This window comes from Mycobacterium colombiense (assembly GCF_001665835.1).
GTDB classification, from domain to species: domain Bacteria; phylum Actinomycetota; class Actinomycetes; order Mycobacteriales; family Mycobacteriaceae; genus Mycobacterium; species Mycobacterium colombiense_A.
The window spans coordinates 53,561-71,646 of record NZ_LZSX01000091.1 but is presented as its reverse complement, the minus strand read 5'-3'; the positions used below and the strand labels follow the sequence as shown (position 1 = coordinate 71,646).

The 18,086-nt window shown below is 67.5% G+C and carries 19 protein-coding genes, 1 tRNA gene and 1 pseudogene; 10 read left to right on the top strand and 11 right to left on the bottom strand.

All coding sequences use genetic code 11. The features are described 5' to 3' along the window. Window positions 1–674, top strand: a 674-nt coding sequence (locus A5760_RS23585) for a hypothetical protein (RefSeq protein WP_064885315.1), incomplete at its 5' end; no start/stop codon positions are given. A 137-nt stretch (window positions 675–811) separates the two neighbouring features. On the opposite strand, the pseudogene A5760_RS26405 reads toward A5760_RS23585, so the two are convergent. The 5 genes and pseudogenes from A5760_RS26405 to ponA2 all read right to left on the bottom strand — a co-directional run. Then, window positions 812–1,069: pseudogene (locus A5760_RS26405) on the bottom strand (helix-turn-helix domain-containing protein); the annotation flags it as partial. 421 nt (window positions 1,070–1,490) lie between these two features. After that, window positions 1,491–1,564 (bottom strand) — tRNA-Pro (locus A5760_RS23575). Between the two features lie 61 nt (window positions 1,565–1,625). Next, entirely contained in the window at window positions 1,626–2,732 is a 1,107-nt protein-coding gene (locus A5760_RS23570; RefSeq protein WP_064885311.1) for a PLP-dependent cysteine synthase family protein, read from the bottom strand. Further along, entirely contained in the window at window positions 2,729–3,688 is a 960-nt protein-coding gene (locus tag A5760_RS23565) for a metallophosphoesterase (RefSeq protein ID WP_064885310.1), read from the bottom strand. Before A5760_RS23565 ends, A5760_RS23570 begins: the two co-directional genes overlap by 4 nt. A gap of 56 nt (window positions 3,689–3,744) precedes the next feature. Next, the gene (gene ponA2, locus A5760_RS23560; protein WP_064885308.1) at window positions 3,745–6,177 is read right to left on the bottom strand and encodes a transglycosylase/D,D-transpeptidase PonA2; all 2,433 of its coding nucleotides are present in this window, start codon (window positions 6,175–6,177) and stop codon (window positions 3,745–3,747) included. Between the two features lie 354 nt (window positions 6,178–6,531). On the opposite strand from ponA2, the gene A5760_RS23555 reads away from it, so the two are divergent. Then, the gene (locus A5760_RS23555; protein ID WP_064885306.1) at window positions 6,532–6,882 is read left to right on the top strand and encodes a WhiB family transcriptional regulator; all 351 of its coding nucleotides are present in this window, start codon (window positions 6,532–6,534) and stop codon (window positions 6,880–6,882) included. A 114-nt stretch (window positions 6,883–6,996) separates the two neighbouring features. On the opposite strand, the gene A5760_RS23550 is transcribed toward A5760_RS23555, so the two are convergent. Together A5760_RS23550 and A5760_RS23545 are read right to left on the bottom strand one after the other, a co-directional pair. Continuing rightward, window positions 6,997–8,148: an ArsA family ATPase gene (locus tag A5760_RS23550; RefSeq protein ID WP_064885304.1), complete on the bottom strand. Its 1,152-nt coding sequence runs from the start codon at window positions 8,146–8,148 to the stop codon at window positions 6,997–6,999. Next, on the bottom strand, window positions 8,145–9,164 hold the full coding sequence (locus A5760_RS23545; RefSeq protein ID WP_064885302.1) for an ArsA-related P-loop ATPase: 1,020 nt from the start codon (window positions 9,162–9,164) through the stop codon (window positions 8,145–8,147). Before A5760_RS23545 ends, A5760_RS23550 begins: the two co-directional genes overlap by 4 nt. 70 nt (window positions 9,165–9,234) lie before the next feature. Between A5760_RS23545 and A5760_RS26830 the strand changes: the two genes are divergently transcribed. The 3 genes from A5760_RS26830 to A5760_RS23535 are packed head-to-tail and all read left to right on the top strand — an operon-like array spanning window position 9,235 to window position 10,673. Next, entirely contained in the window at window positions 9,235–9,396 is a 162-nt protein-coding gene (locus A5760_RS26830; RefSeq protein WP_007772224.1) for a DUF4177 domain-containing protein, read from the top strand. 13 nt (window positions 9,397–9,409) lie between these two features. Further along, on the top strand, window positions 9,410–9,865 hold the full coding sequence (locus tag A5760_RS23540; protein ID WP_064885300.1) for a RidA family protein: 456 nt from the start codon (window positions 9,410–9,412) through the stop codon (window positions 9,863–9,865). 4 nt (window positions 9,866–9,869) lie between these two features. Continuing rightward, complete coding sequence (locus tag A5760_RS23535; RefSeq protein WP_064885298.1) at window positions 9,870–10,673, top strand: MBL fold metallo-hydrolase; 804 nt, start codon at window positions 9,870–9,872, stop codon at window positions 10,671–10,673. Between the two features lie 177 nt (window positions 10,674–10,850). Here the strand turns inward: A5760_RS23535 and crp are convergent, their stop codons facing one another. Further along, window positions 10,851–11,525, bottom strand: a complete 675-nt coding sequence (gene crp / locus A5760_RS23530; RefSeq protein ID WP_036465140.1) for a cAMP-activated global transcriptional regulator CRP — start codon at window positions 11,523–11,525, stop codon at window positions 10,851–10,853. A gap of 104 nt (window positions 11,526–11,629) precedes the next feature. Continuing rightward, window positions 11,630–12,025, bottom strand: a complete 396-nt coding sequence (locus A5760_RS23525) for a hypothetical protein (RefSeq protein ID WP_231122723.1) — start codon at window positions 12,023–12,025, stop codon at window positions 11,630–11,632. Between the two features lie 173 nt (window positions 12,026–12,198). Here A5760_RS23525 and nth point away from each other — a divergent pair, with 173 nt between their 5' ends. From nth to marP, 4 genes are read left to right on the top strand one after another with little or no spacing between them, the layout of a single operon-like run. After that, on the top strand, window positions 12,199–12,879 hold the full coding sequence (nth, locus tag A5760_RS23520) for an endonuclease III (protein WP_064885294.1): 681 nt from the start codon (window positions 12,199–12,201) through the stop codon (window positions 12,877–12,879). A 30-nt stretch (window positions 12,880–12,909) separates the two neighbouring features. Then, entirely contained in the window at window positions 12,910–13,572 is a 663-nt protein-coding gene (locus A5760_RS23515; RefSeq protein ID WP_064885292.1) for a TlpA family protein disulfide reductase, read from the top strand. Between the two features lie 29 nt (window positions 13,573–13,601). Beyond that, on the top strand, window positions 13,602–14,417 hold the full coding sequence (locus A5760_RS23510; protein ID WP_064885290.1) for an NUDIX hydrolase: 816 nt from the start codon (window positions 13,602–13,604) through the stop codon (window positions 14,415–14,417). A gap of 5 nt (window positions 14,418–14,422) precedes the next feature. Beyond that, window positions 14,423–15,616, top strand: a complete 1,194-nt coding sequence (gene marP / locus A5760_RS23505) for an acid resistance serine protease MarP (protein ID WP_155764439.1) — start codon at window positions 14,423–14,425, stop codon at window positions 15,614–15,616. Between the two features lie 10 nt (window positions 15,617–15,626). Here marP and A5760_RS23500 read toward each other — a convergent pair whose 3' ends face one another. Both A5760_RS23500 and A5760_RS23495 read right to left on the bottom strand, forming a co-directional pair. After that, the gene (locus tag A5760_RS23500; protein ID WP_064885286.1) at window positions 15,627–16,586 is read right to left on the bottom strand and encodes an alpha/beta fold hydrolase; all 960 of its coding nucleotides are present in this window, start codon (window positions 16,584–16,586) and stop codon (window positions 15,627–15,629) included. Beyond that, window positions 16,587–17,129: a phage holin family protein gene (locus A5760_RS23495; protein WP_064885284.1), complete on the bottom strand. Its 543-nt coding sequence runs from the start codon at window positions 17,127–17,129 to the stop codon at window positions 16,587–16,589. Window positions 17,130–17,380: 251 nt separating this feature from the next. Between A5760_RS23495 and A5760_RS23490 the strand changes: the two genes are divergently transcribed. Next, on the top strand, window positions 17,381–18,079 hold the full coding sequence (locus tag A5760_RS23490) for a serine protease (protein WP_155764438.1): 699 nt from the start codon (window positions 17,381–17,383) through the stop codon (window positions 18,077–18,079). Window positions 18,080–18,086: the final 7 nt, after the last annotated feature.

Genomic DNA, 18,086 nt, shown 5'->3' with positions numbered 1-18,086 from the left:
TGGCGCTGTCCTTCCCGCTCTACAGCCACCTGGCGTTCAGCGGGGCAAACCGTGTGACCGTCGCGAACGCGATGGCGGTGCAGGCGACACTGGCATACATCCTGGGCATCTTCGCCGCGCTGCTACCCATCCCATCGCTGAAGAACTGGACACGATTCCAGCGCGCCCAGGCCGTCGTCCTTCCCTTCGTCATCTGCTCCTACGCAACGCATTTGACGTGGGAACTGGGCTGGCTCATCCTCCACAAAGCAATCCCCGGTGCCCGCGATGCCGCCTGGGCCTATCCGTGGTGGAACTACATCGATGGTGGCGACGTGCGCTACCTGCACGCCGAACCCAGTTTCATGATGATGGAGGTGCTTTCGGTCATCAACGCGTGCGTCGGGGTCACCGGGCTCATCCTGTTGTTCCGGTCGAAGTTCACCAACAACAAGGGCACGTTGCTCGTCATGTCGACGGCAGTGACCCACACCGTGCTCACGTGGTACTACTACGGGACCGAGATCCTCAGTGGATTCGTCTCGGTCAACACCACGAGCTTCATGGACTTCGGCGTGAAGTTCATTCTTCTCAACGTCCCGTGGCTCATCGGCCCCTGGTTCGTCCTGCTGTGGGGATATCAGCTGTTGAAACGCCAGTTCGCCGGTGATGCAGTGTCGCTGGCCAGCGTTTGAGCGCACCTCGCCGGGGCGATGCGCCTCCGCTAACCACCAACGATGCTCAGAAGGCAGTAGCCAACCTGATCGATGAACATCGCTAAGCCGTTGGCTCCGTTTGACCCCGTCGTAGCGGCGAGTCCCTAGCTCGGCCCCTATGGCTGCTGGGATGCCGGCAACTCCGCCAGGACCCGATACACCGTCGCTCTGCTCACACACAGCGTCTGCGAGATGGCCGTCGCTGACTCACCGCTGGCATGCATACGTTGCGCCAGAGCGGCTTTGGACGCATCTAAAGCCCTCGGGCGTCCAATCGACTGACCGCGTGCACGCCGCGCTTCCCGCGCCGCTGAGCGTCGTTCACGGCCCAACTCCAACTCAAGCTCCGCCAGGCTGGCCAGCACACCGGCCAACCTGAGTGTTCAACCGGGCCGTCGCCAAGTTGCGCGGCATTGATGAAGACGGCAAGCCCACGACCGACTGGCCTTCGGAAGGTGGCGATCCTCAGGACACCCCCACTCGGCGCGGCGAATACCAAATCGTCGCGCCCCTTGCCGGCCATCCGCCGGGCGAGGTCATCAGTCATGAATCGCGGGAACGGAACCGACCGGCGTTCATGACTCTTTGGCGTGACACAAGTCGCCGGCGCTAACTTCGGACACCTATGCGGACCTGTTGCCAGATGACCTGGAGGCCGTCGCGGAGGCTCTGGACGCCGCAGTGCTGGCGCTTCGTAAATCTGTTGCGGACGCACTGCGGACGGACGCGCAAGCGAGTTCCTGACAATAAGAAGCACTGACCGTGCTGCTGCTGGTCAGGCTTCTGAATTACGAGTCGGGGTGGCGGGATTCGAACCCACGGCCTCTTCGTCCCGAACGAAGCGCGCTACCAAGCTGCGCCACACCCCGCTTGAAGCTTCGACAGCCTATCGCACCGGGCCGTCGGGTGGCCAAACCGCGGTGCCGCAGGTCACTTCCACGAGCACGATCGCTCGAACTCGACCAGCGCCTCGGCCGCGTCCGTCGGATCCAGTCCCTGTGCCGCCACCCACTCGTCGCTGAAGTAGGTGTCGCGGTAGCGGTCACCACTGTCGGCGAGCAGGGTGACCACTGAGCCACTGCGGCCCGCGGCGACCATCTCGGCGAGCAGGGCGAACGCACCCCACAGGTTGGTGCCCGTCGACGGCCCGACGCGGCGCCCCAGCACGGCACTGACGTGGCGGGCGGCCGCGATCGACGCCCCGTCCGGGACGGACACCATCCGGTCGACCACGCCCGGCAGAAACGACGGCTCCACCCGCGGCCGGCCGATGCCCTCGATGCGCGACGAGGAGGGCATCACGACGTCGTCGCGGTCCTCGGCGTAGGCGGGAAAGAACGCGGAGTTCTCCGGGTCGACGACGCACAGCCCGGTGGCGTGTCGTCGGTAGCGGATGTAGCGGCCGATCGTGGCGCTGGTCCCGCCGGTGCCCGCCCCGACCACGATCCAGTCCGGGACGGGGTAGCGCTCCTCGCGCATCTGCTCGAAGATCGACTCGGCGATGTTGTTGTTGCCCCGCCAGTCGGTGGCGCGCTCGGCGTTGGTGAACTGGTCCAGGTAGTGCCCGCCGGTCTCCCGCGCGACCCGCTCCGCCTCGGCGTAGACCTCGCTCGAGCTCTGCACGAAATGGCAACGGCCGCCGTGGGATTCGATCAACGCCACCTTCGACGTGCTTGTCGCGGCGGGCATCACGGCGACGAATGGCAGACCCAGCAGCGCCGCGAAATAGGCCTCGGACACCGCCGTCGAACCCGACGACGCCTCGACCACCGTGGTGCCCTCGTCGATCCAGCCGTTGCACAGCGCGTAGAGGAACAACGAGCGGGCCAGCCGGTGCTTGAGGCTGCCGGTGATGTGCGTCGTCTCGTCTTTGAGGTACAGCGCGACGTCGACGCCCGCGCTCCACGCCGAGGGCAGCGGGTAGCGCAGCAGGTGGGTGTCCGCGCTGCGCCGGGCGTCGGCCTGGATCAGCCGGATCGCGTTGTCCGCCCAGCAGCGTGAGCGGCTGCGGACCGCGATCCGGGTCTGATCGGTCAACGCACCGATGCAGTTGGCTGCGAACGGCTCCGGTCGGTGGCCGTATCGCGGTCGCCCATCGGAGCGGCGATCAGCGTCAGCAGCGTCGCCTCCGGCCGGCAGCAGAATCGCACCGGCGCGAACGGCGAGGTGCCCATCCCGGCGGAGACATGCAACTGCGTGTTCGCCCCCCAGCGGGACGGACCCTTCGCGCGCGAGCGGTCCAGGCCGCAGTTGGTCACCAGCGCGCCGTAGAACGGCACACACACCTGCCCGCCGTGCGTGTGGCCGGCCATCACCAGCTGATACCCGTCGGCGGCGAAGCGGTCCAGCACCCGCGGCTCGGGCGAATGGGTGAGTCCCAGCCGCAGATTCGCGGCCGGACTGGCCGGGCCCGCGATGGTTTCGTAGCGGTCGCGCTCGATGTGCGGGTCGTCCACGCCCGCGGCGGCGATGTGCAGGCCCGCCACCTCGAACTCGCGCCGGGCGTGGGTGAGGTCGAGCCAGCCGCGCTCGGTGAACGCCGCCCGCAGGTCCTGCCAGGGCAGCGGTTCACCGCGAACCCGGTGCGACGGGTTGGTCACGTAGTTCAGCGGGTTCTTCAGCCGCGGGCCGAAGTAGTCGTTGCTGCCGAACACGAAGACACCCGGTCGCGACAGCAGATCCCCCAGGGCCTGGATGACCGACGGCACCGCCTTCGGGTGGGCCAGGTTGTCGCCGGTGTTGACCACCAGATCCGGTTCCCAGCCCGCCAGTTCGCGCAGCCACGCCTGCTTGCGGCGCTGGCCGGGCGTCATGTGGAGGTCGCTGATATGCAGCACCCGCAGCGGAGTCGAGCCCGGGTCCAACACGGGCATCGTGATCTCGCGCAGGACGAACGCGTTGCGCTCGATTACCGCGGCATAACCAACGGCGGCGACGCTCGAAGCTAGTGTGGCGGCGCCGGCACGTATCAGGACGGGCAAAACATCAGCCATGTTGGCAGCCTACTGCCGGTCGCGTACTGGCAGCGTATCTCTTGGGTCACGACGTTCTACGGGGGCGGCTGACCGGGTGCCGGCGGCGGCGGTGGTGCCAGCAGCGGGATCGTGATCGGCGGCAGACCCGGAATCTCGACGACCTGGGAGCCCACCGGCGGTGGCGCGCCTTCCGGTGGCGGAGGCGGGGCCGGCGGGATGCCGTTGCTGACCTGGATGGTGATGATCGACCCCGGAATCGTTGCGCCGCTGGGTGTTGTCCCGACCACCTCGCCCTGCTTGGCGCTGCTGTTGACGAAGTTGTTCTGGTCGGCGACCTGGAAGCCCGCCTCCTTGATGCGCTGGCGCGCCGCGTCGATATCCAGGCCGGCGACGCTGGGCACGCGGGACCCCGGTGCCCCGTCGACGTAGCGAGGGTCGGTGGGCGGCAACTGCACGGGCCCGAAATTGTTGGCGATCGGCTTCATCGCGGTGAACCACGTTCGCGCCGGCTCGTTACCGCCGTACAGGTCGCCCTCGCCGCAGTGGCGCAACGGGGAGGAGCACAGATCGGTGGGGGTGGTGGAGTCGTCGTAGATGTAGTTCGCCGCCGCGTAGTGGTTGGTGAAGCCCACGAAGCCCGAGGAGCGGTGGGCCTCAGTGGTGCCCGTCTTACCGGACACCGGCAGGTCCCAGCCCGCCGCGCTGGCCGAACCGGCCGCCGTGCCGCCGCCCAGGGCGTCCTTGCTCATCGCGTTGGCCATCGTGTTGGCCAGCCCCTCGGGCACCACCTGATCGCAGGTCTCGGTGGTCACCGCGACCTCATTGCCCTTGCGGTCGACCAGCTTGTCGATCGGGTTGGGCGGGCACCAGGTGCCGCCCGAGGCGAGGGTGGCCGCGACGTTGGACAGTTCCAGCGCGTTCACCTCGATCGGGCCCAGCGTGAACGAGCCGATGTTCTGCCGTTTGACGAAGTCCGCCAGGCTCTCGTTGCTGTCGGGGTTGTAGTCGCGAGCCGTGCCCGGGTCGGCGTAGGACCGCAGTCCGAGTTTGATCGCCATGTCCACTGTGCGGGTCACGCCGACCTGTTGGATCAGCTTGGCGAAGGCGGTGTTGGGCGAGGTGGCCAACGCGTCGGTGACGTTCATCGACCCGCGGTAGTTGCCGGCGTTGACCACGCACCAGTTGTCCTTGGGGCAGCCCTTGGCCCCGCCGCTACCCATGCCCTTGGCCTGGAACCGGCCCGGCACCTCGAGAGTGGCGTTGGTGCCCATGCCCATGTCCAGGGCCGCGGCTGTGGTGAAGATCTTGAAGACGGATCCCGCGCCGTCGCCGACCAGCGAGAAGGGCTGCGGGCGCATGGTTTGACCGGCGTCGACGTCGAGCCCGTAGGTGCGGTTGCTGGCCATCGCCATCACCTTGTGCGACGTCTTGCCGGGCTGGATCACGCTCATCACGCTCGAGATCCCGGGAAGCGTCGGGCTGGCGAACTTGTCGATAGCGGACTTGACCGGGATCTGCACGTCCGGATCGAGCGTGGTCTTGATCAGGTAGCCGCCCCGGGCGACCTGTTCCTTACTGATGCCGGCCCGGGACAGGTACTCCTGGACGTAGTCGCAGAAGAACGCGCGGTCGCCCGCCGCGATGCAACCGCGAGGCAATTCGTTGGGCTGCGGCAGGACGCCCAGCGGCGCCGCCTTGGCGGCGCGCAGTGCCTCCTCCTCCTGCGGGATGTTCTCGATCATGGTGTCCAGCACCAAGTTTCGCCGTGCCAGCGCGCCGTCGGGGTTGATGTACGGGTTGAGCGCACTGGTCGACTGCACCATGCCTGCCAGCAGCGCCGCCTGCTGCCAGTTCAGGTCGGACGCGTTGATGCCGAAGTAGGTCTGGGCGGCGTCCTGCACGCCGAACGAGCCGTTGCCGAATGAGACCAGGTTCAGATACCGGGTCAGGATCTCGGGCTTGGTGAACGTCTTGTCCAGCGTCAGCGCCATGCGGATCTCGCGCAGCTTGCGGGCCGGGGTGGTCTCGACCGCCGCGCGCTTCTCGGCGTCGGTCTTCGCGGTGACCAGCAGCTGGTAGTTCTTGATGTACTGCTGCTCGATGGTCGAACCGCCGCGGGTGTCGACGTCGCCGCGGGCATAGCCGGCCAGACCGGTCAGGGTGCCTTTCCAGTCAACCCCGTTGTGGTCGGCGAACCGCTTGTCCTCGATGGAGACGATCGCCAGCTTCATCGTGTTGGCGATCTTGTCGCTGGGCACCTCGAACCGGCGCTGCGAGTACAGCCAGGCGATAGTGTTGCCCTTGGCGTCGACCATCGTCGAGACGGCCGGCACCTCGCCCTCGAGAAGCTGAGCCGAGCCGTTGGCGACCACTTCCGAGGCCCGATTGGACACCAGTCCTATTCCGCCGGCGAAGGGGAAGAGGAGCGCCGTGGCGACGACGCTGGCCAACAAACAGAGCCCCGCAAGCTTGAGGATCGTGAGTGCGGCCGGGGGGCGGTCTGACATGGGTACTACAGTAGCGGCCCCCAGTCACGCCGCCACGCTGCGCGTTCTCCCAAAAATTTTCGTCATCTCAAGACCGGCGGAGCCGGGCGCGGATTTGCAATTGCATCACAGGTCAGACGGGCAACGGCGTGTCCAAGATCACTTCTTCGTCTATCGTTTGGTACGAGGCTGGACGCTCGTCCCAAAAAAAGCGTTATCGGACTGTTGCGCAATTGGCACCTGACCACCTAACTTAGACACACGGTGAGATTCAGATAACACCGAAGTACACAGTGTGGCGTAGATCGCGAGACTGGATCTGCACCCCAAGGAGGGCGGCCGTGACGGGCGGCCGGTAGGGAAAGGGAACAGTTCGTGTCACCAATACGGCCGGCGGCGCGTAGGACAAACATTGCAGCCGCACAAGGGATACTCCACAGTGTCGATTCCGAAGAACGGATTGCGTGGGTCTCGAAGGCGTTATGCCGGACCACCGATCCCGACGAATTGTTTGTCCGCGGCGCCGCCCAGCGTAAGGCGGCAGTGATCTGCCGGCATTGCCCGGTGATGCAGGAGTGTGGGGCAGACGCGCTGGACAACAAGGTCGAGTTCGGGGTCTGGGGCGGCATGACCGAGCGGCAGCGCCGCGCCCTGCTCAAGCAACACCCCGAGGTGGTTTCCTGGGCGGACTTCTTCGACAAGAGGCGGACCCGCAGCGTCGGCTGACCCTTCGCCGCTGACGGGGCACCCCGCCAGCGGCTGGACCGAAGAGCTGACTGGCCCACCGCTCGTGATTACGTTTCTGTTACGGCAGGCCGGGGCCACCGAGTTGAAAGCGATTCAGCGGGCCGCTGCCCGGCCGTCGCCGACCGAAGTGATCTGATCGGCCAGCGCGCGCAGCGCCTCCAGATCCGAGACATCGAACGGCAGCGAGGGAACGCCGATGACCGGCACGTGCGGATTGGCGCCGGTGAACCGCGAAAGCAATCTGATCTCCCGCTTGGCGGTCTGCGCCCGGTCGGCGTGAATCTTCAGTACCGCCGAGGCCAGCGACGCCGCCTCGGAGTCGGCGTCGTGGTCCAGCATTTCGCTGCCGTCGATCGCCCGCTCGGCCGGCAGGGAGCACAACGGCGGATGGGTGCGGTTGAGGACCAGCCCGGCGAGCGGCATCCCTTCCTGCGACAGCCGGTCGACGAAGAAGGCCGCCTCGCGCAGCGCGTCCGGCTCGGCCGCCGACACCACAACGAACTGCGTCCCACGCCTTTTCAGCAGCGCGTAGGTGCGATCGGCCTTCTCGCGGAAGCCGCCGAAGGTGGCGTCCAGCGACTGCACGAATGCCGCGGCGTCCCCGAGCATCTGTGAACCCAGGATGGTGGATATCGCCTTCATCGCCAAACCCATTGCGCCGGTAACCAACCGCCCGATGCCCCGGCCCGGCGCCAGCAGCAGCCGCCACAGCCGGCTGTCCATGAAGCTGCCCAGCCGTTTGGGCGCATCCAGGAAGTCCAGCGCGTTGCGCGACGGCGGGGTGTCGACCACCACCAGGTCCCAGCGATCCTCGGCCAGCAGCTGGCCCAGCTTCTCCATCGCCATGTACTCCTGCGTGCCGGCGAGTGAACTGGCAACCGTTTGATAGAACTGGTTGTCCAGAATCGCTTGTGCGCGACCGGGTCCGGAGTACTGGACCACCATCTCGTCGAAGGTGCGACGCATGTCGAGCATCATCGCGTGCAGCTCGCCGGGAACGTCCGCCGCGAGCGGGACTCGCTGCGGCGTGTTGCCGAGGTCGCTGACCCCCAGCGCCTGGGCCAGGCGTTTGGCCGGATCGATCGTCAGAACGCAGACGTTGCGCCCGTACTCGGCGGCGCGCAGCGCGATCGCGGCCGCGGTGGTGGTCTTGCCCACCCCACCCGCGCCGCAACAGACCACCACACGGTTGGTGGTGTCGGCCAGGATGGCCGCCATGTCAAGCCGTTGGGGTGTGACGCTCATCGAACCCCCTGCTGTGCAAGCGATTCCGACAGCTCGTAGAGGCTACCGAGGTCGACCCCGTCGGAAATGGCCGGTAATTCCAGTCGCGCCACCTTCAACGCATCGAGCTGTTGCGCGATCTCGGCGCGCGTAGCGATGACCGTCGCATGCTCGATGGTCTCCGTCAGGAGGCCCGCGAAGTCCTTGTCGTTCAAGCTGATTCCGGACTTTTCCAATCCGGCCCGCACCGAGTCCGCATCGACGTCCCCCTCGGCGGCCTTCGCCAGATCGGCCGGCTGCAAGTAAGTGGGGATGTTGCGGTTGACGATCACGCTGCCGATCGGCAGCTGCATCTCGGCAAGCTCCTGGATGGCTTCCAGCGTCTCCTGAACCGGCAACGCCTCCAGCAGGGTGACTAAGTGAATGGCCGTCTGCTCGGAGTGCAGTAACTTCACCACCCCGTCGGCCTGCGAATGCACCGGCCCGCCCTTCGCCAAATCGGACACCGCCTTGGTGACATCCAGGAAGCGCGCGATCCGTCCGGTCGGCGGGGCGTCGACGACGATCGCGTCATAAACCGGAAGCCGATTCTTGTCGACCCGGATCACCGTCTCCTTGATCTTGCCGGTCAACAGCACGTCACGCAGACCCGGCGCGATCGTCGTCGCGAACTCGATCGCGCCGATGCGGCGCATTGCGCGGCCCGCAATGCCCAGGTTGTAGAACATGTCGAGGTATTCCAGGAACGCGGCCTCGATGTCGATCGCCAGGGCGTTGACCTGACCGCCGCGTTCGGCGGTCGCGATCTTCACCTCCTGATACGGCAGCGGTGGGACGTCGAAGAGTTGCGCAATCCCTTGGCGGCCCTCGACTTCCACGAGCAGGACCTTGCGGCCCCCGGCGGCCAGGGTCAGCGCCAGCGCGGCCGCGATGGTCGACTTGCCCGTGCCGCCCTTGCCGGTCACGAAATGTAAACGGGCCTTCGTCAAGCGCGCAGGCCAGCCGACGGCAGCTCCGCCGCCCGATGTGGTTGCCACCTTCGCATGCTAGCCCGACGGGCCCTTGGGCTGGCCGGAGCGGTTCAGCTGCGACCGATAAGCTCGCGGCATGAGCCAACCGACCGCATGGGAGTACGTCACGGTTCCGCTGCTGACGCATGCCACCAAACAGATCCTCGACCAGTGGGGTGCCGACGGCTGGGAATTGGTGTCGGTGCTGCAAGGGCCGACCGGCGAGCAGCACGTCGCGTATCTGAAGCGCCCCAAGTAAAGGGTCGGGTCGGATGAGTGCTTCGGCCCGGCTCGGGCAGCTCGGGCTCGCGCTGCCGGAGGTGGTTGCGCCGCTGGCCTCCTACGTACCGGCGGTGCGCACCGGAAACCTGGTCTACACGGCGGGCCAGCTCCCGATGCAGGACGGCAAGCTGTTGGCCACCGGCAAGGTCGGCGCCGGTATCAGCCCGGATGAGGGCAGGGCGATGGCGCGGATCTGTGCGCTCAATGCGCTGGCGGCCGTCGACTCGCTGGTGGGCATCGACGAGGTGGCCCGGGTGGTGAAGGTGGTCGGATTCGTCGCCTCCGCGCCGGGATTCAACGGCCAGCCCAGCGTCATCAATGGGGCGTCCGAGCTGCTCGCCGAGGTGTTCGGCGAGCGTGGCGCGCATGCGCGCTCGGCGGTCGGCGTCTCCGAGCTGCCACTGGATGCGCCGGTGGAAGTGGAGCTGATCGTCGAGGTCGGCTGACGCCGTGACGCAGGCCGCCGAGTCGCTGACCCATCCCGCGTACGCCAAGTTGCGGCCGGTCACCGAGACCGCGTCGGTTCTGCTGGCCGATAACCCGGGGCTGCTCACGCTCGAGGGCACCAACACTTGGGTGCTGCGCGGCCCGCGCAGCGACGAGCTGGTCATCGTCGATCCCGGGCCCGACGACGACGAGCACATCGCACGGGTGGCCGCGCTCGGCCGGATCGCTCTCGTCCTGATCAGCCACCGGCACAGCGATCACACCGACGGCATCGACAAGCTGGTCGAGCGGACCGGCGCGACCGTCCGCTCGGCGGGCAGCGGTTTTCTGCGTGGCCTCGGCGGCGAGCTGACCGACGGCGAGGTGATCAATGCCGCAGGCCTCAAGATAAAGGTCATGGCGACTCCGGGCCACACCGCCGATTCGCTGTCCTTCCTGCTCGACGACGCCGTGTTGACCGCGGACACAATCCTGGGCCGGGGCACGGCCGTCCTCGACAAGGAGGACGGCAGCCTCACGGACTACCTGGAGTCGCTGCGGCGGCTGCGCGGCCTGGGCCGGCGGACGGTGCTGCCCGGCCACGGCCCAGAGCTGACCGATCTGGAAAGCGTCGCGCAGGGCTACCTCGAACACCGGCGGGAGCGACTGGATCAGGTGCGATCGGCGGTGCGGGAGCTGGGGGAGGACGCCAGCGCCCGCCGCATCGTCGAACACGTCTACGTCGATGTCGACGAGAAGTTGTGGGACGCGGCCGAGTGGTCGGTGCAGGTGCAGCTGAATCACCTGCGCTCGGAGCCATCGGCGTAACTGCGTTGGGATGAGTCACTACCGCCCCATGAGTCCCGGAAATGGAGGGACACAGTGCTTCTGAAACGCGCTAGCACCGGCGCTAGCACGTTTTGAACTCACCTCATGGGTGGGACGGTGGTGCGGATGTGACTGGTGTGGCGACGGCCGGCCGAACGGCGCGGCGGGTGCGCGCGCTTACCTGGCTCGGCGGGCCAGCCGCTCGGAATCCGAGATCAGCACGCTCTTGCCCTCCAGGCGGATCCAGCCGCGGTGGGCGAAGTCGGCCAGCGCCTTGTTCACCGTCTCCCGGGACGCCCCGACCAGCTGCGCGATCTCTTCCTGCGTCAGGTCGTGGGTGACCCGCATGGCGCCGCCCTCCTGGGTGCCGAAGCGCTGGGCGAGCTGCAGCAGCTGCTTGGCCACCCGGCCGGGCACGTCGGTGAAGATCAGGTCGGCCAGGTTGTTGTTGGTGCGGCGCAGCCGTCGGGCCAGGACCCGCAACAACTGCTCGGCGATCTCGGGACGATCGGCGATCCACGCGCGCAGCGCGTCGCGATCCATCGACACCGCGCGCACCTCGGTGATGGTGGTGGCGCTGGACGTCCGCGGACCCGGGTCGAAGATCGACAGCTCGCCGAACATGTCGGACGGGCCCATGATCGTCAGCAGGTTCTCGCGACCGTCGGGCGACCGGCGACCGATCTTCACCTTCCCCGAGACGATGATGTACAGCCGATCGCCGGGTTCCCCCTCGGCGAAGACCGTGTGTCCCCGGGGGAAGTCGACGGGTTGCAGCTGCTTGGTCAGCGCTGTGACTGCGCCGGGTTCAACCCCTTGGAAGATTCCTGCCCTTGCCAGGATCTCGTCCACGTTGCCTCTTCAACTTTCCCAGAAAATTAATGTGATACGGGCAGGCTAACCCCTTGCTCGCGTGACGAGTCTAGAGGAACGCCGTTGTGTCTAACGTGCCAACGCTACACACGATTGGCGTGTCGAGGTGCCCTAAACTGCGGATTGACGTGCGAATGGCCGTGGATCCGGGTCGGCAAAGTCATCTCATCGCGGTCGACGAAGCTGACGGCAAACGACGGCGCGGCGTGACGCGGTCCGCCAACGCGCCCGTTCGCCGGTGCCTCAGACAGCTGCGCGAGCTCGCGCCGATGCAGGTATTCCAACGCCTCGGGCATGCCCTCGGAGGCGAGCGTGTGCATGTCCACGCCGCCGGCGCGCTCCAGGAATTCGTCGACGTCGGTCACCGCCAAGGCTCCAGGGGCGAGCTCGGACTCGAGCCGCCCGAGACCCAGCGCCGCCAGCATCAGCAGCGCCGGAACACCGGCCACCAGCAACCACGACACACGAAGAGTAAACATCGCCTGGAATCAACTCGGGGTCTCGGTGAGATCACGAAATCAGTACTCTGTCGTAGGTGACAGCGGCTAAGTCGTCCGGGCGTTCGAAATCGACTCCGGCCCCGCCCGGCGGCGGTGATGCCCGACGCTGGTCAGAGGAAACCCGAGTCGGCTTGGTGCGACGGGCGCGACGCATGAATCGTGCTCTGGCACAAGCGTTTCCGGACGCTCACTGCGAGCTGGACTTCAGCACACCGCTCGAATTGACGGTCGCCACAATCCTTTCGGCGCAGAGCACCGATAAGCGCGTCAATCTGACGACGCCCGCACTGTTCAAGCGGTACCCGTCGGCGCTGGATTACGCCCAGGCGGACCGCGACGAGCTGGAAACCCTGATCCGGCCGACCGGATTTTTCCGCAACAAGGCGTCCTCGCTGATCGGCCTGGGGCAGGCCCTGGTCGAACGATTCGACGGCGACGTGCCGTCGACCATGGCCGAACTGGTCAGCCTGCCCGGGGTCGGACGCAAGACGGCCAACGTCATCCTGGGAAACGCCTTCGGCGTCCCCGGCATCACGGTCGACACCCATTTCGCGCGGCTGGTGCACCGGTGGCGCTGGACCGCCGACAAGGACGCGGTCAAAATCGAGCACTCCGTCGGTGAGCTCATCGAACGCGGTGAGTGGACCATGTTGAGCCACCGGGTGATCTTCCACGGCCGCCGGGTCTGCCATGCGCGCAAACCGGCGTGCGGCGTCTGCCTGATCGCCAAAGACTGCCCCTCCTTCGGCCTCGGCCCCACCGAACCGGCGTTGGCCGCGCCACTGGTGAAGGGCCCGGAAACCGAGCACCTGCTCGCCCTGGCCGGGCTGTAAGCCGGCCCGCGACCGACGCGCAGGGACCGCATGCCTAACTGGAGGCTGACCCGGAAGGCTCGCTGGCACATCGCGATTCTGACGGTGGTGGCGGCGCTGATCGTGGCGCTGGTCGCCCAGCTGCGCGACGACTCCGCCTCGACGTCGACGCCCGCGAGCGATCAGCCGGTGGCCGACCGGGAACACCGCGACGCCGACACGCCCGCCGCGCTGGCGGGTCCGCGCCAGCGCGCCAACCTGCCGCCGTGCCCCGGCGCCGGAACTGGCGACGGTCCCGCGGCGCTGCGCGGGGTGACGGCCGAGTGCGCCGCCGACGGTTCCCTGGTCGACGTCGCCCGCGCGCTGGCCGGGCGCAGGGTGGTCCTCAACTTGTGGGCATATTGGTGCGCGCCGTGCGCGGCCGAACTGCCCGCGATGGCCGAGTATCAACGTCGGGCCGGTTCGGACGTGACGGTGGTGACGGTGCATCAAGACGAGAACGAGACCGCGGCACTGCTGCGACTGGCCGAGCTCGGGGTGCGGCTGCCGACCCTGCAGGACGGACGTCGCCGGGTCGCGGCCGCGCTGCGGGTGGTAAATGTGATGCCCGCGACGGTGGTCCTGCGGCCGGACGGTAGCGTTGCCCAAACGCTGCCACGAGCTTTCACCACTGCCGATGAGATCGCGGCCGCGATCGGCAACGACAGGGGATAAGCGGAAAAATTGAACCGACTGGAGGGGCCGTGAGTGCTGGGGGTTCGCCCCTGCGGAATGGGGACCCCGCTCCCGCGCGCGGGCACGTTTCGCTGAGGCCTGACGCCTGCCCGTCCTGGCTGCGTCCGCTGGTCGACCACGTCGATGACGTTCCGGACGCGGCCCGGCGCCGCCTGCCGGCCGACGTGCTGGCGATGATCACCAACAAGGCCGCGTCGGCGGTGGCGACCCTGCGCGGCGCGAGCCGCGAAGCCGCTGTGCTGGTGTTGTTCTCAGGGCCGGAATCCGGCGCACCCGACGGCGGTTTCCCCGACGACGCCGACCTGCTGGTCACCGTGCGGGCGTCGACCCTGCGCCACCACGCCGGCCAGGCGGCGTTTCCCGGCGGTGCCGCCGATCCCACCGACGCCGGCCCGATCGATACCGCGCTGCGCGAGGCCCGTGAGGAAACCGGCATCGACGTCAGCAGGCTGTACCCCCTGGCCACGATGGAAAAGATGTTCATCGCGCCGTCGCAGTTTCACGTCGTCCCGGTGCTGGCCTACTCGCCGGACCCCGGCCCGGTGGCCGTCGTCAACGAGGCCGAAACGGCGATCGTCGCGCGAGTTCCGGTGCGCGCCTTCATCAACCCGGACAACCGACTGATGGTGTACCGCGGCGATCTCGGCCGCCGATGGGCCGGTCCGGCGTTTCTGCTCAACCAGATGCTGGTCTGGGGATTCACCGGCCAGGTGATTTCTGCGCTGCTGGACGTCGCCGGCTGGGCCCAGCCGTGGGACACCAGCGACGAGCGGGAGTTGGACGCGGCGATGGCGCTGGTCGGCGACGAGAGCGGGTCTCGATGAATTCCATGAGCCCGTCGCAGTGGCTGGACGTCGCCGTCCTGGCGGTCGCCTTCATTGCGGCGATCTCGGGCTGGCGGTCGGGCGCGCTGGGCTCGTTGCTCTCGTTCGTCGGCGTGTTGCTCGGCGCGATCGCGGGCGTGCTGCTGGCGCCCCACCTGGTCAGCCACATCGCGGCGCCGCGGGCGAAATTGTTTGCCGCACTGTTCTTGATCCTCGCGCTGGTCGTCATCGGTGAGGTCGCCGGTGTGGTGCTGGGACGCGCCGTGCGCGGCGCGATCCGCAGCCGTTCGATCCGCACGGTCGACTCGGTCATCGGGGTGGCGGTCCAGCTCGTCGTGGTGCTGACCGCCGCGTGGTTGCTGGCGACGCCGCTGACCCAGTCCAAGGACCAGCCGGAGCTGGCCGCCGCCGTCCGCGGTTCGCGAGTGTTGGCTCAGGTCAACGACGTAGCGCCGCCCTGGCTCAAGACGGTGCCCAAGCGGCTGTCCGCGTTGCTGAACACCTCCGGCCTGCCCGCGGTGCTGGAGCCGTTCAGCCGCACCCCGGTCATTCCCGTCGCCTCACCGGATCCCGAGCTGGCCGGCAACCCGGTGGTGCAGGCCACCGCGCCCAGCGTGGTCAAGGTGCGCAGCCTGGCCCCCAGCTGCCAGAAAGTGTTGGAGGGCAGTGGATTCGTGATTGCACCCGACCGGGTGATGACCAACGCGCACGTGGTGGCCGGATCCAACAGCGTGCAGATCTATGCCAGCGGCAATCCGCTGGACGCCACCGTGGTGTCCTACGATCCGGCGGTCGACATCGCGATCCTCTCCGTCCCCAATTTGCCGCCGCCCCCACTGGCTTTCGCGCAGGGCGACGCGAAAACCGGTGCCAGCGTGGTAGTCCTGGGGTATCCCGGTGGCGGGAACTTCACCGCGACCCCGGCCAGGATTCGCGAGCTGATCAAGTTGAGCGGCCCCGACATCTACCGGGATCCGGCCCCGGTCACCCGTGACGTGTACACGATCAGAGCCAGTGTGGAGCAAGGCAATTCGGGTGGGCCGTTGATCGACCTCGACGGGCACGTGCTCGGTGTGGTGTTCGGCGCGGCGGTCGACGATCCCGACACCGGGTTCGTGTTGACCGCCGACGAGGTGGCCAGTCAGCTCTCCAGGATCGGTGACACCCAGCTGGTGGGCACCGGCTCCTGCGTCGGCTGAGCCGGCGCGCTCATCTCGCTCGGGTCAGGTGCACCTGTTCGAGGAATTTCGTCAGGTGCCGGTTGATTTCCTCGGGGGCCTCTTCATGGCTGAAATGCCCTGCGCCCGCTATGGATACGTAGCGGCCCTGGGGCGCATAGCGCCGAGTACGGTCGACCGGGTCGGCCAGCACGTACGGGTCCGCCTCGCCGCGCAGGTGTAACAACGGCACGCTGAGCTGCTGGCTCATCGACCTCATGAAGCGCCGGCCCTCGTCGCGCAGCTGGCTGCGCGCCGCCCAGCGCTGGTATTCCAGTGCGCAGTGCGCGGCCGCCGGGATCTGAATCGCCGTCCGCAGGTGGCCGATGGTTTCGGAGAAGTCTTCGGAGGCAAGCCATTTGCCGCAGCTGCGACTGCGGACCAGTCGCTCGATCTCGGCGCCGTCGTCCCGGGTCAACACGCGCTCGGGCCACAGCGGTATTTGGTACTGAAGCAGCGTCGGCAACAGCGCATAGCCCTGATCGCGTCGCGTCAACGTGGATCGCCGCAACGCCGCCGGATGCGGTGAACTGATCAGCGCGATCGCCGACACCAGCCGCGGATGCAGCAAGGCGGTGGCCCAGCACGCCAGCCCGCCGTCGGCATGGCCCACCAAGGTGGCAGAGGAGTGGCCCAGTGCCCGAATGAGTCCCGCGGTGTCGCCGGCCATCGTCCAGCCGTCGTAGCCGCGGGGCGGCTTATCGGTGCCGCCGTAGCCGCGCAGGTCGACGGCGACCACTCGCGCGCCGCGCAGTGCGCGCAGCTGATGACGCCACGACCACCAGAACGATCCGAAACCGTGCAGCAGCATCACCAGCGGGCGCGCCGTCGCGGGCGTGCCGTCGGCGTCGCTCCGCGCCTCGACGACGTGGAACCGGATGCCATTGGCGTGCACATCGAGATGGCGCCACGGTCCCTCGATGCGGGTTACCGACGGATCCGGCGGCGCCATCTACCAACCCGACGGATCGCCGGCAACGCCGTTGCCGGGCTTCGCGTGCTTGCCTTGGGGTTCGGGGAGCGCCTTGGCGCCGCCGGGGGCCTTGTCGTGGCCCGGCGTCAGCGCGCTGCGCGTCTCCTTGACCGATTCGATCGTCTCGCGCGGTCCGCGGATCCGGCGCACCTTGAGGAAGCCGAACAGGGCCAGCACGGCGCCGACCACCACCATGATCCCGAACACGATCAGGAACGACACCCAGCGCCACAGCCAGGTGTCCAGCAGCTCGGCGAGGAAGAAGAAGAAAAAGAAGGTGGAGTAGAACAGCACCACCAGCGCGGCGATGAAGAAGACGCTGCCGGTGAGACCCTTTTTGACATCCCGGGTTATTTCGGCGCGGGCCAGTTCGACTTCGGCGCGCACCAGCGTGGAGACCTGGGTGGTCGCGTCTTTGATCAGATCACCGATCGACGGCTCGGCAGGTTTGGCATGCGGGTCGGTCAACGGAATCGTGGTCAGGGTGCTGGGCACACCGTTCTTGCCATCGGCTTTGCTCACAGACGGTCCTCTTTCGTCGTCACCCGGCTCGCTGTCGTCGCGGTTTATGTTGCCATGTGGCGCGATGCCAGACGAGGCCAGCCGAGTACCGCGCCGCAGGTTCGAGCGCCCGGCGGCCAGTTCGGTTCGGCCAGAAGGCGGTCGGCGACGACGCGGGGCCACGGCGCTTTCGGAGCGCGAACATCACATCTCGGCCGATTAGACTCGGCCAAGCCGGTCGTGATTTCCGGCCTACTGATTGGAGTAAGGCTGTGCGAAGGGCGCACCGATGCTTCTTGGTGGCGATGGTTGCCCTGCTTGTGGCCACGATGGGTTCGTTTGGCCGCGCCGCCGCGGCTGACGTCCGCATCCCGATGGGCGGTGGAGCGGGCATCGTCATCAACGGGGACACGATGTGCACCCTGACCACCATCGGCGGCGACGCCGCCGGTGAGCTGATCGGCTTCACCTCCGCGCACTGTGGGGGCCCGGGAGCGCAGGTTGCGGCCGAGGGCGCCGAGGGTGCGGGAATCCTGGGCGCCATGGTTTCGGGCAATGACAACCTGGACTACGCGGTGATCAAGTTCGACCCGGCCAAGGTGACACCGGTGGCCAACTACAACGGCTTTCTGATCAGCGGCATCGGACCCGACCCGGCCTTCGGCCAGATCGCCTGCAAACAGGGCCGAACCACGGGTAATTCGTGCGGCGTCACCTGGGGACCGGGGCAGGACCCAGGCACGATCGTCATGCAGGTGTGCGGCCAGCCGGGTGACTCCGGCGCGCCGGTCACCGTCAACAACCTGCTCGTCGGCATGATTCACGGCGCATTCAGTGACAACCTGCCGACGTGCATCATCAAGTACATCCCGCTGCACACCCCGGCGGTGGTGATGTCGTTCAACGCCGCCCTCGCCGACATCAACGCAAAACACCGGCCGGGTGCGGGGTTCAGCCCGCTGCCGGGCTGACCGGCAG

What these genes read in the sequence shown, in the direction of transcription:
- A5760_RS23565 (WP_064885310.1), bottom strand. Translation starts at nt 3,688, where the DNA reads ATGGCTGATGTTTTGCCCGTCCTGATACGTGCCGGCGCCGCCACACTA.
- ponA2 (WP_064885308.1), bottom strand. Translation starts at nt 6,177, where the DNA reads ATGTCAGACCGCCCCCCGGCCGCACTCACGATCCTCAAGCTTGCGGGG.
- A5760_RS23550 (WP_064885304.1), bottom strand. Translation starts at nt 8,148, where the DNA reads ATGAGCGTCACACCCCAACGGCTTGACATGGCGGCCATCCTGGCCGAC.
- A5760_RS26830 (WP_007772224.1), top strand. Translation starts at nt 9,235, where the DNA reads ATGAGCCAACCGACCGCATGGGAGTACGTCACGGTTCCGCTGCTGACG.
- A5760_RS23540 (WP_064885300.1), top strand. Translation starts at nt 9,410, where the DNA reads ATGAGTGCTTCGGCCCGGCTCGGGCAGCTCGGGCTCGCGCTGCCGGAG.
- A5760_RS23525 (WP_231122723.1), bottom strand. Translation starts at nt 12,025, where the DNA reads ATGTTTACTCTTCGTGTGTCGTGGTTGCTGGTGGCCGGTGTTCCGGCG.
- nth (WP_064885294.1), top strand. Translation starts at nt 12,199, where the DNA reads ATGAATCGTGCTCTGGCACAAGCGTTTCCGGACGCTCACTGCGAGCTG.
- A5760_RS23515 (WP_064885292.1), top strand. Translation starts at nt 12,910, where the DNA reads ATGCCTAACTGGAGGCTGACCCGGAAGGCTCGCTGGCACATCGCGATT.
- marP (WP_155764439.1), top strand. Translation starts at nt 14,423, where the DNA reads ATGAGCCCGTCGCAGTGGCTGGACGTCGCCGTCCTGGCGGTCGCCTTC.
- A5760_RS23500 (WP_064885286.1), bottom strand. Translation starts at nt 16,586, where the DNA reads ATGGCGCCGCCGGATCCGTCGGTAACCCGCATCGAGGGACCGTGGCGC.